Source organism: Pyxidicoccus sp. MSG2, from assembly GCF_026626705.1.
Taxonomy (GTDB): Bacteria; Myxococcota; Myxococcia; order Myxococcales; family Myxococcaceae; genus Myxococcus.
Map to the genome: position 1 here is coordinate 339,570 of NZ_JAPNKC010000001.1, position 14,719 is coordinate 354,288.

Genomic DNA, 14,719 nt, shown 5'->3' on the forward strand with positions numbered 1-14,719 from the left:
TACCTGCCCCGTCCGGACTTCCAGCCACGCACCCGCGCTCTGTATCACCCAGGCGCGGGGGCGCGCTGTGAGCTTCACTCAGAGGTAATAGACGACCCGCTCGTCCTGGTGGAGCTGGGCGTAGATGGCGCGCCGGTGTTCCTCGGACAGCAGGTACACCGACACGCTCAGCGAGACGTACTTGCCCTTGGTGCTGGGCTGCTCATGGATGGAGTCCGGGGAGATCTCCGTCCCCATCAGCTTCCGGAACAGCTCCCTCACGTGCTCGGTGAAGCCGGACTCCTGCTTGCCCATCACCTTGAAGGTGTAGACGGTGGGGTACTCGATGAGGGGCTTCTTCTCCTCCTCTGGGGGAGGAGTCTTCTCGGGGCTGTCCTTCGTCATGGCACGTCTCGTCGGGTTACGCGGGCGCAGGCGCTTAGAGCAGGTTGGCGGCAAGCTCGGCCAGGGCGCTGCGCTCACCCTTGGCCATGGTGATGTGCGCCGCGATCTTCTCGCTCTTGAAGCGGTTGACCACGTGCACCAGTCCGTTGTTGGTCGAGTCCACGTACGGGTTGTCGATCTGGAACGGGTCTCCGGTGAGGATGATCTTCGTGTTGTCGCCCACGCGGGTGATGATGGTCTTCACCTCGTGCGGCGTGAGGTTCTGCGCCTCGTCCACGATGATGAACTGGTTGGGCAGGCTGCGGCCGCGGATGTACGTCAGCGGCTCGATCTCCATCAGCCCCAGGTCCAGCAGCTCGTGGTAGCCGCGCCCGGCCTTCTTGTCGGCGCGGCTGAGGTTCATCAGGAACTCCACGTTGTCGAAGATGGGCTGCATCCAGGGGTTGAGCTTCTCCTCGACGCTGCCGGGCAGGTAGCCGATGTCGCGCCCCAGCGGGAAGATGGGCCGGCTCACCAGCAGCTTCTGGTAGAGCCCCTCCTCCGTCACCTTCTGCAGGCCCGCCGCGATGGCGAGCAGCGTCTTGCCCGTACCCGCCTTGCCCACGATGGTGACGAGCTTGATGTCGTCGTTGAGGAGCAGGTCCAGGCAGAAGGTCTGCTCCATGTTGCGAGGGCGCACGCCCCACGTGCCGTCCTTGATGGAGCGCAGCAGCGGGACGAGCTTGCCCTTCGTGCCGTGGAAGCGGCCCATGGCGGTGTGGGACGGGTTCGTCTCGTCCTTGAGCAGCACCACCTGGTTGGGGGAGAGCGTGTCCACGTCGGGCAGCTCCACCTCCGCGCCCTGCTTGTACATCTGGTCCACCAGGTCGCGCGGGACGAGCCGCTCGGTGAAGCCGGTGTACAGCTCGGTGATTTCCACCCGCTCGGCGTCGTAGTCCTCGGCGATGAGGCCGAGCGCGTCCGCGCGGATGCGGAGGTTGGTGTCCTTGGTGATGAAGACGGCCTGCGTCTCAGGCTCCTTCTCCATCAGGTCGATGGCCACCGCGAGGATGCGGTTGTCCATCAGGTTGCTGTCCGCCATGGACAGCGGCAGCTCGCGGTCGGTGAAGTTGACGCGGATCATGCCCCCGTGCGGCAGGGGCACACCCTCCTTCAGCGAGCCCTCCGCGCGGAAGGAGTCGAGGTAGCGGGCCACCAGTCGCGCGTTGCGCCCCAGCTCGGAGAGGTCGCGCTTGAACTGATCGATCTCCTCGATGACGTAGATGGGGATGATGACGTTGTTGTCTTTGAAGCCGTAGATGCTGCGCGGATCGTGGAGGAGGACGTTGGTGTCGAGGATGAAGTTCTTTCGCATCGTGGGTTGCGCGACCTGAAGGTTCGGGTGCGACCGCTCGGGACCGTGCGACGGGGCCTTCTTCGCCCAATATAGACACCGCCCCCGGGGGAAACAGCCAGCTTATCGCCTGGAAGGCCGGCTGTCCGAAACCCCACGCCCGACGCCCGCGAGCCTCGACTCCTGACCACGGCTTCGGGCCCTGGCCATTGAACGTCCGGAGCCCACGCCCCCACTCCCGTCCCGCCACAGGGCTGTAGCGGCCTGTCGCCCTCTAATGCGCGGCGACGGGCGCGAGCGGATCGTAACCGAGCAGCTCCACCACCCGCTCGGGCGGCGGGCCCGGAGGCATGCGCTCCCAGGGGAAGCGCTGCTGGAGCGCCTCCTCGTCCAGGGCGAGCGGCTGCCGGGCGTTGAGTTGCAGCGCGTCGTCCCAGGCCCGCGCGTCGAAGTGGTGGATCAGCCGGCGGCTGAGCGGGGACAACATGGGGGTGGGCATGAAGGGGACGGGACGGGCCCGGGCGTCGCGCATGCAGCCCAGCTCCACGGCCCAGGCGAGCAGCCAGCGGGGGCGCTGCTGCCCGGCCCCCTTCAGGGCGAGGAAGCGCCCCTGGGCGGCGCCGTCCACGAAGAGGAAGCGCCGCTCGTAGACGCAGGCGGCGGCGAAGGTGGCGGGGATGAGGGCCAGGGCCTCGGCGCCGATGCGGCGGGCCATGAGCAGGAGCAGGTCGAGGATCTGCGCGGAGAGGGCCAGGCCGGGGTGGCTCTGCCCGGGCAGCGGGGGCCGGTTCCAGTCGAAGGCGCGGCCCGGGTTCTGGAGGAGCAGCGAGTCCACGTAGAGCAGTGGCGCGGTGGCGAGCGCGTCGTCCAGGCCCACCTCGGCGCCGATGCTCTTGCGCAGGCTGACGTCGGCGACGGGGGCGTAGAAGCGGCGGCTCCAGAGGACGAGGCGGGGGCGGTACGGGTCCTCGCACTGGACGCGCAGCTCCAGCGGGCCCACGCGCTCCTCCACGCGCTGGAGCAGGCCGTAGGCGCGCAGGGCCCGCTCCAGGCCCTCGGGGCTGTAGGTGCCGAAGACGAGGTCCACGCGGGACTGCTTGGAGTCCCCCCCCAGGCCGAGGTCATCCAGGGAGAGGTCATTGTCCTCGGAGACAGCCAGGTCCGCCCCGCTCAGGTGTTGGTAGATGCGGCGGTAGCGGGGGTTGATGGGCTGCGTCCGAGGCATGACGGCCTCCTATTCGTATCGGATGTCCACCACGGTGAGCTCGATCTCACCCCGGGGACGGCGCACCTCGACGGAGTCACCCACGGCCTTGCGCAGCAGCGCCCGGCCGATGGGAGACTCCACGCTGATGCGGCCTCCGGCGGCGTCGATCTCATCGGAGCCGACTATCTGGTACGTGGTCCTCGCTCCGTCCTCGTCCTCCAGGGTGACAGTGGCCCCGAAGTAGATTCGTGCACGGTCGGTCTGTTCAGCGGGCGTGACGATGGTGGCGGTGTCCAGGCGCTTCGTCAGGAAGCGGAGGCGCCGGTCGATTTCCCGCAGGCGCTTCTTCCCGTAGATGTACTCGGCGTTCTCCGAGCGGTCGCCCTGGGCGGCGGCGGCGGAGACCTCGGCGGTGACCTTGGGGCGCTCCTCGTTGAGGAGGTGGACCAGCTCGCGGTGCATGCGCTCGGCGCCCGAGCGGGTGAGGTAGCGGCGGAAGGGGGCCTTCTCCTCGTCGTCCTCGAGGTCATCCATGTCGGGGTGTGCGTCCTGGGACATGCGCCCTGTATAGCGCCGGACGGTGACGGAGGAGTGCGGACGGCGGGCCGGACGTTCACCGGAAGTCGGGGGGCGGGTGTCAGGAAACGGGGCGTGTGCTCGCCAGTGGAAAGCGCTGGGGAGTGCTGGTAGGAAGCGCCTGCCCCGGGGGCTGCCGGGGGTTGTCCGCATGGTTACGAAAAAAGAATAGTGCGAGTCGCTAGCTCAGCTGGTAGAGCACCGGCCTTTTAAGCCGAGGGTCGGGGGTTCGATCCCCCCGCGACTCATGGAGTGGTAGAGAAGTAGAGCCGTCCCCGTCGTCTAGAGGCCCAGGACGCTGGCCTTTCAAGCCGGTAACACGGGTTCGAATCCCGTCGGGGACACTGAAGGCCGAGGCCGGAAGTCGCTGGAGACAGCGACTTCCGGCCTTGGTGTTTTCGGGGTGGGCTTGACCCGGTCTGCGCGCTCCCTCACTGGCGACGTGCCCTCCCTGGCCCCGTGCGTGACGTATCCAGGTGCACGATGGGGACGACGTCCTTCGCTCCACCGCACGTCATCCGCTCCACGCGACAGCAAAGAAGGGGGTGGGCGCAGCCTTTCCATGCCCAGGGTGTATTCGCACCGCAGGCAACGTGTCGCGTCCGCCCGGGTCCCGTAGGGCAACGGCAATGCCGAGCGCTTCCCCCGCCCCCTCAAAGCGCAGCTGCGCATTTCTCCACCGAGGAGTACCTCTGGAGTGCGCAGCTGGACTAGGCCCACCGGACAACGAGCACTGGCTGCTGGAGCGCCACAACTTCCTCTCGCCGAGTCAGGCCCGGCGAGAGCTGATGCAGTCGAAGCAGGCGGCCTGATTACGACCAACCCGGTGTCTCAACAATCCGGTGCGGTACAGGACACCCTTGGCAATCGCGCTCGTGGATGTCGATGCCAATGAGCTCCCATACCTGCTCCCCTTAATATAGTGCATGGCGATTCAGCCCACCTGCATACTACTCGGGTAACGGAGCTCGAACTCTTGTTGTGTTTGGCATGCGCCTCTACAGTTGGGGCGTGGTGGCTGCGCCCTGGTCCCTAGTCTCTGGCCGTGCTCTGGTATTGCTCACCCATGGGTAGATCACGAGGAGGGGTTCCGTACGTGAACATCGAGTCGTTGAACGCGTTGCTGCCGGGTGGGGACGCGTTGATCATCGTTCCTCCCTTCGGGAGCGTATTCCGTCCCTCCCTCGGGGCGCACCAGCTCCAGGCCTGTGGGCGGGAGCGGGGGTTCCGAGTCTCCATCCTCTACGCGAATATCCTTCTCGCCGAGGAGTTGGGCCGGGAACCATACCGTCAATTATGCGAAACGCCCCCCATGACGATGATGGGTGAAAGGTTTTTCGCGCGGGCAGCCCATGGCCTGCCACCTCTTGGGCTGAGGGCGGACCGACCATTCGAGCGACGGCATCTCTTCGGAGGTCCGGACATCCATGAGACCTCATTGAGCCTCCGCGCGGTGCCGTACGAAGCGTCAGGCTTCAACGCCTACGCACTGCCGGACCTCCGCGTGGACACGGACGAACTGAGCCAACTGGAAGAGCGGGCGGGTCCCTGGGCGGATCGCGTGGCTGAACTGGTCGCGCAACTCGACTACCCGGTCGTTGGCTGCACCTCGACGTTCGAGCAGACCAATGCGGGGCTCGCGCTGCTCGGGCGCATCAAGCGCCTGCGCTCCGAGTTGGTAACGCTGATGGGTGGGGCCAACTGCGCGGGAGAGATGGCGGAAGGCATCGCCAGTATCGGGAGTTATGTCGATCACGTGTTCTCCGGTGAGGCGGACGCCGCCTTCCCGGACTTTCTCCAGGCGCTGATGACCGGTGCACGGCCCCGTGAGCGCATCATCAAGGGCGAGCCCTGCCGGAATCTCGAAGCGCTGCCAACGCCTGACTTCGATGACTACTTCGCCCAGCGCGAGCGCATCCTGCCGTTCGCCGACGGACGCACTGACACCGCGCTTCCCTACGAGAGCAGCCGCGGATGCTGGTGGGGCCAGAAGCATCACTGCACCTTCTGCGGGCTCAATGCCGAGGGAATGACGTCTCGCCAGAAATCTCCGGAACGCGTCCTCAGAGATCTCCGGTCACTGGCCACCCGCTACGGCACGCAGCGATTCTCGATGGCCGACAACATCATGCCCTGGTCGTACCGCAAGACACTGATTGCTCGCCTCGAGGAGGAACCCACCCCGCTGCGACTCTTTTACGAGCAGAAAGCAAACCTGTCCCTGCCGGATGTCCGAGCACTCAAGCGGGCCCACCTTGTTGGCATACAACCCGGCATCGAGGCGCTCTCGTCTGCCCTGCTCAAGCGCATGGACAAAGGCGTCCTTGCGCGGCAGAACCTGATGCTCTTGCGCTACACGCGCGCGGTGGGGTTGCGAACGGAGTGGAACCTGCTGTGGGGCTTTCCGGGCGACGAGCCGGAGGCCTACGAGGAAACGCTTGCGCTGATGCCGCTGCTACACCACCTGCAGCCACCATCCGAGTTGAACCACATCAGCATTGACCGATTCAGTCCCTACTACGACCGTTCGCTGTCATACGGTCTATCCAACATGCGCCCTCATCCCGTCTACCGCTGCGTGCTACCCGCGCACACGGACTTCGAAAAGGTGGCGTACCGATTCGTCGCTGACTACCAGAGCGGCTCCTACCGCTGCCTCCCCACCATCGGAGAAATTGCGCGCCAGCTTGAGCAGTGGCGTGCCCGCTGGGCGTTGGACGTGCGCGAGCCCCCCTCTCTTCGCATCATCTCGTTAGGTGAGGATTACATCGTCCGGGACACGCGCGGCCTTCCGGGAACCGAGGAGGTGCAGGTCATTGATCGCACGCAGGCAATCTCCGCGCTGGGAGCGGGCCCCTGGATCGAGCAAGATCCCGCCGCCTGGGCCGTGGAGCGCAAGCTTGGCGTCGTGATGGATGGCTGGTACGTACCGCTGTTGATTGCGAACCCGGAGCTCCTGACGGAGCTCGAGACGCAGGGGCAAGCGGCCCGGGCTCGCATGCGACCCACCAGCAGCGTGGTCCGGGAGCACGTTGCTTTGTAGATGAATGGGAGGCAATACGTGGACGAAGCCGATATCGACACACGCGACAATCGTGTGGCTTATGCGAAACTGATCGCCGAAGTCTGGACGAAGCCCGAGACCGAGCGGTTGTTCAGGGCGGACCCGCGGAGCGCCGCGATCAAGGCAGGGTTGAAGCTGCCGCCAGGCCTCGAGGTCAAGTGGGTGGAGCACGGGGAGGCATTCTTCGTACGCAACGAGGGAGGAAAGACCACACTTGAATTGCTCCTGCGTCAGAAGCCTTCAGACCTCTCGGATAGCGAGATCGATCAGTGGTCTCCATCCGCCGTGGGCGCCTTCTACCCAGGCGGCTCATGCAGCAGCAGCAGCCACCACGGCTCCAGGAATGAACCCTGAAATGGCATGGGCGAGCACCCGGGCTCTGAGGATGGCCCGGAGTGTGTCCATCTAGCGATGCTCAAAAAGCCCAAGTTAAAGGGGTCTTACCGGGTGGAGCCCCTCGACCCGGAAACGGTGGTTTTGGTGGCGGAGGACCGGCACCTGCTCCTACGGGGGCGACTCTACGCGTGGGTGGTGCCAATGCTGGACGGCCGGCGCACGGTAGAGGAACTCTTCCACGAACTGGAGGGCCAGGCCACGGCCGCAGAGGTGCTGTACGTGCTCGGCTTGCTGGAGCGCAAGGGCCTCGTGGCGGAGGCACCCGCGCTCATGGCCCCGGCGGTGCATGCCTTCTGGGACGCGACCGAGGCCGGCGCGAGCGTGGCGGAGCAGCGGCTGCGGGAGCTGGCGGTGTCTGTCTCCCCCGTGGGAGGCGCCTGCACGGAGGCCCTCCATGAGGCGCTCGCGGCGGCGGCGGTACGCATCGCCGAACCGGCCGCGCTCTCGCTCCTGGTGACGGACGACTACTTGCGAGGGGAACTGGAGGCATTCAACCGCGCGGCACTGGCCTCCCGCCGTCCGTGGATGCCCGTCAAGCTGGTGGGGACCCACGCCTGGCTTGGTCCCCTCTTCCGCCCCGGCGAGACTGGCTGCTGGGAGTGCCTCGCCCAGCGGTTGCGTGGCAACCGCACTGCGGAGACCACCCTGCTGCGCCAGCGAGGGGCGCGGGCGCCACTCGACGTGCCACGTGGCGTGCTACCCGTGGGCGAGCGCGCCGCTGCGAACCTCGCCGCTCTTGAGGTGGCCAAGTGGCTCGTTCTTGGCAGGAGTCCACGGCTTGAGGGCAAGGCGTTGACCGTGGATCTGTTGGGGCTGGAGCTGCGGGAGCACGTCCTCGTCCGGCGCCCCCAATGCCATGCGTGTGGTGACCCGGCTCCTCGCGAGCCAAGGCCCCTGGTGCTGCAGTCCCGGCCGAAGCTCTTCACCTCGGACGGCGGATTCCGGGAGCAGTCACCGGAGCAGACCCTCGCCACCTACGAGAGACATGTCAGCCCTCTCTCCGGGGCCGTCCGCGCGCTGGTGCGTCTCTCCCGGAGTGATGTCCCGCAGGTGCACGTCTACAGCTCGGGACCCAATCTCGCGCTGCGCTGTGACGACCTGCGTCACCTGCGGGCCAATCTGCGCAACCAGAGTGGCGGAAAGGCGAAGACGGATGCGCAAGCGCGCGCCAGTGCGCTCTGCGAGGCGCTTGAGCGGTACTCGGGCGCCTTCCATGGTGACGAGCCACGCCGCCGCGCGCGACTGAGGAACCTCGGCGAGGCCGCCATCCACCCCGGCACCTTGCTGGGGTACAGTGCCGCGCAGTACGAGCGCCGCCAGGATTGGAACCGCCTCCCCTGGGCCTTCTACGAGCGGGTTCCCGAGCCGTTCGACGAGTCTGCGGAAATCGACTGGGCCCCGGTCTGGTCGCTCACCCGGCAGGAGCTACGGTATGTGCCTGCGCTGCACTGTTACTACGGCTACCCATGCCCGCCCGGCCAGGGTTTCTGCTTCTCGGACTCCAATGGCTGCGCAGCGGGAAACTCACCCGAGGAGGCCACTCTCCAAGGCTTCCTCGAGATCGTGGAGCGGGATGCCGTGAGCATCTGGTGGTACAACCGGCTGGTGCGGCCCCGGGTGGCGCTGGAGGGCTTCGGAGAGAGCTACCTCCCACAGCTCGAAGCTGCCTACCGCGCCAATGGCCGGGAGCTCTGGGTGCTGGACGTGACGGCGGATCTCGGTATCCCCACGTTCGTCGCGGTGAGCCGGCGTATGCAGGGACCCGAGCAGCTTGTCTATGGTTTCGGCGCGCACCTGGATGCGCGGCTTGGCATTCTCCGGGCCGTCACGGAGGCCAACCAGTTTCTGACCGCCGTGGAGGGGCTGACACGAAGCGCGGCTGGCGGTGATTTGGTGGATGACGCGACGCGCGCATGGCTGGACACCGCCACCCTTGCGAACCAGGCCCACCTCAACTTCGATCCGCGGGCGCCAGCGCTCACTGCAGCGGATTATCCGTGCGTCCAGACGGACAACCTCGCCGAGGACGTGCGGCGCTGCGTGGCCGTGGCGGAGCGTCACGGGCTGGAGACGCTCGTGCTCGATCAAACACGGCCTGATATCGGACTCCCGGTAGTGAAGGTCATCATCCCAGGGATGCGCCACTTCTGGCGGCGGCTAGCCCCAGGCCGACTCTACGATGTGCCAGTGGCGATGGGCTGGCTGCCGGCTTCTCTCCGCGAGGAGCAACTCAACCCCCTTACCATCTTCTTCTGATCGACGATGCAACCGCGCACCCTCATGTCCTTCTCTCAGGGGACGACTCTTGAAGAGGTCCCGGATGGCGCAAGGGCCGTTCGAGGGTCCACTGGCGTCGCTCTCGGCTGCCCGGCCCCGGCTGTGCTCGCGGCACTCCAGCGCCTCGCGCTGGCAGGCGCCAGTGAAGAGGAACTCGCCACGGAGGTCCTGTCCACCGAGGGAGAGTTCGCGCTAGCAGCGTTTTACGTGTGTCTTGAGCGACTCATGGCGGCTGGCCTGATCCGCCACACGCTTTGTCTCGGGGACATCTCCCTAGTGACGGTGGAGCCGCTCACGAGCGGGTACCGATTCGCCGCCCGGCTGCTAGAGCCAGGGGGGCGTTTTCTGCTCTCACGTTTCTCGGCTTCCCGGCGCGATGGGGAGCGGCTCGTCGTCGAGTCCCCCGCCGCGCCCGCGCGTGCCGTCATCCATGATCGCCGAGTGAGTGCGCTCCTCATGGATCTCTCAGCACCGTCTTCTCTTCGAGAGCTGGCGGCGCTACCCACCGCGCTACCCGAGCCGGTACTCGGCTCGTTGCTGGGACTCCTGCTTGAGACGGGCCTCCTCTGTGAGGTGGATGCGGCGGGTGCTGTCGTGGAGCCACCCACGCTCACACACTGGGAGCCGCACGATCTGCTCTTCCACGCTCGCAGCCGGCGCTGCCTGAACCACGGGCCCTACGGCCCCACATACCGGTTTGGATGCCTCATGCCCCTCCCTCCGGCGGTCACACCGCGCTCGCCCGAGGAGGGGCTAGCGCTCTACCGCCCGGACATCGAAGCACTCAAGCGCGCCGATATCCCCTTCACGCGGGTGTTGGAAGAGCGGCGCTCCCGTCAGCCGTACGCAGAGGCGCCGCTCCAGGCTCTGCATCTCGGGGAGCTCCTCTATCGCGCGGCGAGGGTACGGCGACGCTTCGCTGGCGAGATGACCGAGCTAACCAACCGGCCCTATCCCGGCGGGGGGGCCCTCTATGAACTGGAGCTCTATCTGGCTGTTGCCCGGTGCGACGGAATTGAGCCAGGGCTCCACCACTATGATCCTGAGCACCATCGCCTCCACCGCATGTGTGCGCACAGCCCGGAAGTGGCGCAGCTGTTGGCTGAGGCGGGCTTCAGCGCGGGAACGGATGACGTGCAGGTCCTGGTAATCCTCGCTGCGCGCTTCCAGCGGGTGATGTGGAAGTATGAGGCCATGGCGTACGCACTCATCCTCAAGGATGCGGGTGTCCTCCTACAGACGCTCTGCCTGGTCGCGGAGGCAATGGGGCTGGCCGCATGCCCGATTGGCGGAGGCGACGCGGAGCTATTCGCCCGTGCTGCTGGGACGTCCCCCTGGATTGAGGGCTCGGTGGGCGAGCTCATTCTTTGGAGTCGGCCGAACGCTTCACCGTAGATTCCATACCCAGCCACTCCCGGGCGAGGCTCAGCACACGCGCGTGCTCGGGCACCCGCTCCAGAAAGCTTGTATGGAAGAAGTCCTCGTGGAGACGGGCAGCGCGTTCCATGAGTCGCTCCCACGCGGCTCGAAGCACGGCGAGGGCTTCTTCACGCCGACCGCAGGCATCGAGTGCCTCGGCGTAGGTGCGCTGGATGAGGATTTCCCCCTCCTCTACGTGGCCCTGCTGCCGCAGCCGAGCCATGGCAAGCGACGCGTACGACAGCGCCTCCTGCGGCAGGCTGCCCCGCGCGAGAAGGATGTCCGCCAGGCGCCCCTGGGCGATTGCCTGGAACTGGTGAACAATCTCGCAGACTTGAACAGCGCGACGGGCCTCGGCCTCGGCCTGCTCCAGCGCCCCGGCCAGACGGGAATTGGTTGCGAGGCAGATCCATGCGCCCCCCTCCAGCCGGGGACTGTTATGCGCTTCGCAGTATCGGATGGCCTCCAGTTCCTCCGCGCGCGCCTCCTCGTGCTGCCCCATATAGGCAAGGGCAAGCCCCAGGTTCACCTTGGCATTGGCGATGAGGTGGCGCATGCCAATCCGCTCGGCCTCGGGCAGGAGGGCACGAATCAGCTCCACTGCCTCCGGGTACGCGCCGAAATCGATAGAGGTGAACCCCAGAAAGCCGCGCAGCATTGCGGCGTTGCGCAAGTCACCACTGCGCTCGAAGAGCTCGATGGACTCCTCAGCCCATCGCCTGTACACCCCGACGTCGCCGGCCAGCAGCGCCATTCGTGAACGCCCATGGAGCATGTGGGCGCGGATGATCGGCTCGCCGGGGAAGCGCTCCGAGAGCGCTTCTACCCTGGCTCCGAGAGACTTGGCGTGGTCATATTCGCCCACGAAGATGAGCTGGAGAACGGTCTGGGCGAGCGCGATGAGTTGCGGCGCGCTCACCTCTCGAGCCACCTCTCCCTCGAGTTCCGCGGCCAGTTCACACAGTCGGTCGCGGTGCACGAGCCGACTCGCGGCCACCGCCAGCTGTGCCGCCGCAGCGTACCAGTCCGCGCCCCCCCGTGGCAGCACGCGCATCGCCTCGAGCGCCCAGTTCTCGGCCTCGGTGTTCTCCCCACGCCAGGCGTGCGCTTCGGCGCGGATGAGGCTCAAAGTACCGGGGAGCGCCCCAAAGGCATCGTAGGCCGCAGCCCGCTCGGCGCGCTGCAGGGCCGCCCTGAGATCGCTGGCCGCGAGCGCCTGCTCCGCTGCTCGGCAGAACCAGACCGCCGCGCGTTCTGGTTCTCCGCCCCGGTCGAAGTGCTCCGCCAACACGATCGCGTCTCGGTCGCCCATACGTTCCAACCACATGCCCGCCAGCCGGTGGCCGACGACGTGGTCCTCCTTGGTGAGCATCCTGTAGGCCGCCTCACGCACAAGCGCGTGCCGGAATTCGAACTCCTGCTCGTGATGGAAGGTCGCCTCGGGCCGAGGGGTGATCCACTCGGCTTGCTCCAACGCGGCAAGCTGCGCGTCCAGCTGTGCTGGGCTCGAGGTGCCCAGCAGCGCCGCCACGGCCCCGCGCCAGAACACCTGGCCGAAGACGCTCGCCGCCCGCAGGATGAGCCGCGCCTCGGGCGCCAGACTCTCCAGGCGGGTTTGTACCATCGCAAGTACGGTGCCCGGGATGTCGTCCTTGTGACCTGCGGCCACGGCGCGCAGGAGTTCCTCGAGCAGAAAGGCATTCCCCGCTGAACGCTCCCACAGCCGGCGTGCCGTTTCGCGGGGGACCTCGCCGAGGACCTGCTGGACGAGGGACTCGCAGGCGCGCCGGGACAACTCCCCCAGCTGCAGCACGGTGAAGCGCCGATCCCGCCAGATCCCGGGAAAAGCGCTGTGAACTGAGGGGCGGGCCAGACTCACGACCAGCAGAGGTTGGTCCCTCAGCAGCCGGAGCGCTGCGTCCACGTACTCCACCGTGGGCCCATCTCCCCAGTGCAAGTCATCTAGCAGAAGAACGACGGTCTGAGCGCGGCACTCGGCCCCGAGGAATTCCACCCACGCGCGGCGCATCTGGTCCCCGCGCAGCAAGGGATCCCGGCGAGCAGCGCGGAGTTGTTCGCTGGCCTCGTCCGGAAAAGGCGTGCCCACCAGTTCCCCGAGAAACTCGGTCACCCTGCGCTGAGACGCGAGGGGGACATGCCGTGCCACGCGATCCTCCAGCTTCCGGCGTTGCACTTCAGTGGGCTCGCCGTCCACCAAGTGCGCGGTGCCGCGAATGAGCTGCGCCAGCAGTCCGAAGGGAGCGCCAGCCCGCATGGAGTCGCCGCAAGCGCCCCAGAGCGCTACCGACTCGCCCCGGGTCCGGACGCGCTGAATGAACTCCTGGGCCAGGCGGGACTTGCCTACGCCCGCCTCCGCCGTCACGAGAATGGCGCGCGCGACCGGCTCTTCGGCACACTCCTCAAGAGACTCCTCGAGCGCGCGTAGCTCATGCTCGCGGCCCACACAGTTGGTCGGCTTGCCGAGCAGCTTGCGCATATTGACTGATGAGGGCAGCCCTTGAAGTACGTGCTCCCCATCCTCCATGGCCACGTCGATGCGACCCTCGATCAGGTCCGCCGTGAGCGCATCAAGGGCGATGACAGGTGCCGTGCCGCGAGCTGCTGTCCTCCAGAGGAGCGCCGCGGCCCGATCGATGGCCTCGCCCACGGGCTGGGTGCCGGCGAGCCGACCCTGCCCGGTAGCCAAGGCGATGGGCGCGTTGGGGAGCACCTGACGTATGGCGAACGCGCAGCGGGCCGCACGGACTGCTTGGTCAGTAGCCGGGCCCCCGCCCGCCAGCAGGATGATGCGGGTTCCATCAACCAGTTGGGCAACTTGCGCACCGCTCTCGATGAGCGCGGCATCCAGGAGGGGCGCCGTCGACTTCATTGTCCGGGTGGCATCGGCCGGGAGTGACACCGCAGGCAGGGATTCGGTGCGCGCCCTTCCGGCGGGCTCTGCCTCTTGCACGAGGAGCACCGAGACGAGCCGCTGCTCGACATGGGTGAGGGTCGCCGCGCGCGTGGCGGAAAGAGGCGAGCGGGCCAGGAGACTCTGATCGAACGCGGCGAGCATGGCTGCCACGCTCGCGGCGTCCCTGGGACGCTCGGCGGGGTTCTTCGCCAGCAACCGGGCCACCAGGGATTCCAGTGGCAGCGGCACGCCGGGGAACATCTCGCTGAGGCGGGGCACCTCCTCAAGCACCAATTTGGCCAGGATTGCAAGCGGGTGTTCGCCGGAGAACGGCTTCTGTCCGGTCAAGCAGTGGAACAGGACACAGCCCAGGGAGAACAGGTCCGTGCGCGCGTCGACGTCGTGCGAGCCCCGCGCCTGCTCCGGCGACATGTAGCCGGGCGTCCCGAGAATCGCTCCGGTCTGGGTGAGCGGCTGAAGCGTACCGTAGGCTCGCGCCAGACCGAAATCGATGACCTTCAACCCCTCCAGCCTTCCCCCGCTCAGGAAGAGGTTGCTGGGTTTGATGTCGCGGTGAATGAGCCCCTGCGCGTGCACGACCGCGAGCGCCTCCGCGGTTCGCCGGGCAAGGTCGACGCTCTCGACGAGCGACAACCGTTCCCTCTTGAGCCGCTCGCCCAGATCCTCTCCCGCGAGCCATTCCATGACCAGGTACGGCAGGCCCTCGTCCACACCGTGGGCGATGTAACGGACGATGGCTGGGTGGTTGAGATGGGCCAGGGTGTGGGCCTCGCGCATGAAGCGCGCAGGGTCCTGCCCCGCCCTCCCGCCAATCAGCTTCACGGCGACAGGCGCGCCTGTCTCGTTATCTCGTCCGCGATAGACAGTGCCCATGCCCCCCGCGCCGATCTCGAACTCCAGCACGAAACGCTTGGCGATGGTCTCTTGGCGCACCTGCATCGAGGGACATTATGAGCGCTCGGCGAAGAGGGCGTCCATGCCGCTGGAGGGGGCCCTTGCGCGTGGCCCTGAAGTCGGCGCGACTCTGCGACTCCTTTCAGAAGCACGGTTGGCCAGGCAAAAGGAGACTGAGCCTCACTCACCGCAGGTCGGACGCCCCTCTTCCGACCATACGCCCGCTCCCATTTG

9 protein-coding genes and 2 tRNA genes are annotated in these 14,719 nt (G+C 66.9%); 6 read left to right on the forward strand and 5 right to left on the reverse strand.

Features of this window, described 5'->3' with window-relative positions; genetic code table 11:
• Nucleotides 1-78 precede the first annotated feature (78 nt).
• The 4 genes from OV427_RS01490 to greB all read right to left on the reverse strand — a co-directional run bounded on the left by OV427_RS01490 (nucleotide 79) and on the right by greB (nucleotide 3,482).
• Complete coding sequence (locus OV427_RS01490) at nucleotides 79-384, reverse strand: YbeD family protein (protein WP_267854325.1); 306 nt, start codon at nucleotides 382-384, stop codon at nucleotides 79-81.
• A 34-nt stretch (nucleotides 385-418) separates the two neighbouring features.
• Nucleotides 419-1,738, reverse strand: coding sequence for a PhoH family protein (locus OV427_RS01495; protein WP_267854326.1), 1,320 nt, complete (start codon nucleotides 1,736-1,738; stop codon nucleotides 419-421).
• Nucleotides 1,739-1,991: 253 nt separating this feature from the next.
• Entirely contained in the window at nucleotides 1,992-2,942 is a 951-nt protein-coding gene (locus tag OV427_RS01500; protein WP_267854327.1) for a deacetylase, read from the reverse strand.
• Between the two features lie 9 nt (nucleotides 2,943-2,951).
• Nucleotides 2,952-3,482, reverse strand: a complete 531-nt coding sequence (gene greB / locus OV427_RS01505) for a transcription elongation factor GreB (RefSeq protein ID WP_267854328.1) — start codon at nucleotides 3,480-3,482, stop codon at nucleotides 2,952-2,954.
• Between the two features lie 193 nt (nucleotides 3,483-3,675).
• On the opposite strand from greB, the gene OV427_RS01510 reads away from it, so the two are divergent.
• From OV427_RS01510 to OV427_RS01535, 6 genes are all read left to right on the forward strand, one after another.
• Nucleotides 3,676-3,748 (forward strand) — tRNA-Lys (locus OV427_RS01510).
• Nucleotides 3,749-3,771: 23 nt separating this feature from the next.
• Nucleotides 3,772-3,844: transfer RNA gene (locus OV427_RS01515), tRNA-Glu, on the forward strand.
• Nucleotides 3,845-4,596: 752 nt separating this feature from the next.
• Complete coding sequence (locus tag OV427_RS01520) at nucleotides 4,597-6,543, forward strand: RiPP maturation radical SAM C-methyltransferase (RefSeq protein ID WP_267854329.1); 1,947 nt, start codon at nucleotides 4,597-4,599, stop codon at nucleotides 6,541-6,543.
• 18 nt (nucleotides 6,544-6,561) lie between these two features.
• Nucleotides 6,562-6,918, forward strand: coding sequence for a hypothetical protein (locus OV427_RS01525; protein WP_267854330.1), 357 nt, complete (start codon nucleotides 6,562-6,564; stop codon nucleotides 6,916-6,918).
• Between the two features lie 57 nt (nucleotides 6,919-6,975).
• Complete coding sequence (locus OV427_RS01530) at nucleotides 6,976-9,216, forward strand: TOMM precursor leader peptide-binding protein (protein WP_267854331.1); 2,241 nt, start codon at nucleotides 6,976-6,978, stop codon at nucleotides 9,214-9,216.
• Nucleotides 9,217-9,240: 24 nt separating this feature from the next.
• Nucleotides 9,241-10,632 (forward strand): SagB family peptide dehydrogenase, encoded by a 1,392-nt coding sequence (locus OV427_RS01535; RefSeq protein WP_267854332.1) that lies wholly within the window; start codon nucleotides 9,241-9,243, stop codon nucleotides 10,630-10,632.
• Here OV427_RS01535 and OV427_RS01540 read toward each other — a convergent pair.
• Complete coding sequence (locus tag OV427_RS01540; protein WP_267854333.1) at nucleotides 10,598-14,530, reverse strand: serine/threonine-protein kinase PknK; 3,933 nt, start codon at nucleotides 14,528-14,530, stop codon at nucleotides 10,598-10,600. The genes OV427_RS01535 and OV427_RS01540 overlap by 35 nt on opposite strands.
• Nucleotides 14,531-14,719 lie beyond the last annotated feature (189 nt).

Bases quoted from the DNA above. Each gene is read 5' to 3' on its own strand.
- OV427_RS01490 (WP_267854325.1), bottom strand. From the start codon at position 384: ATGACGAAGGACAGCCCCGAGAAGACTCCTCCCCCAGAGGAGGAGAAG.
- OV427_RS01495 (WP_267854326.1), bottom strand. From the start codon at position 1,738: ATGCGAAAGAACTTCATCCTCGACACCAACGTCCTCCTCCACGATCCG.
- OV427_RS01500 (WP_267854327.1), bottom strand. From the start codon at position 2,942: ATGCCTCGGACGCAGCCCATCAACCCCCGCTACCGCCGCATCTACCAA.
- greB (WP_267854328.1), bottom strand. From the start codon at position 3,482: ATGTCCCAGGACGCACACCCCGACATGGATGACCTCGAGGACGACGAG.
- OV427_RS01530 (WP_267854331.1), top strand. From the start codon at position 6,976: ATGCTCAAAAAGCCCAAGTTAAAGGGGTCTTACCGGGTGGAGCCCCTC.
- OV427_RS01535 (WP_267854332.1), top strand. From the start codon at position 9,241: ATGTCCTTCTCTCAGGGGACGACTCTTGAAGAGGTCCCGGATGGCGCA.
- OV427_RS01540 (WP_267854333.1), bottom strand. From the start codon at position 14,530: ATGCAGGTGCGCCAAGAGACCATCGCCAAGCGTTTCGTGCTGGAGTTC.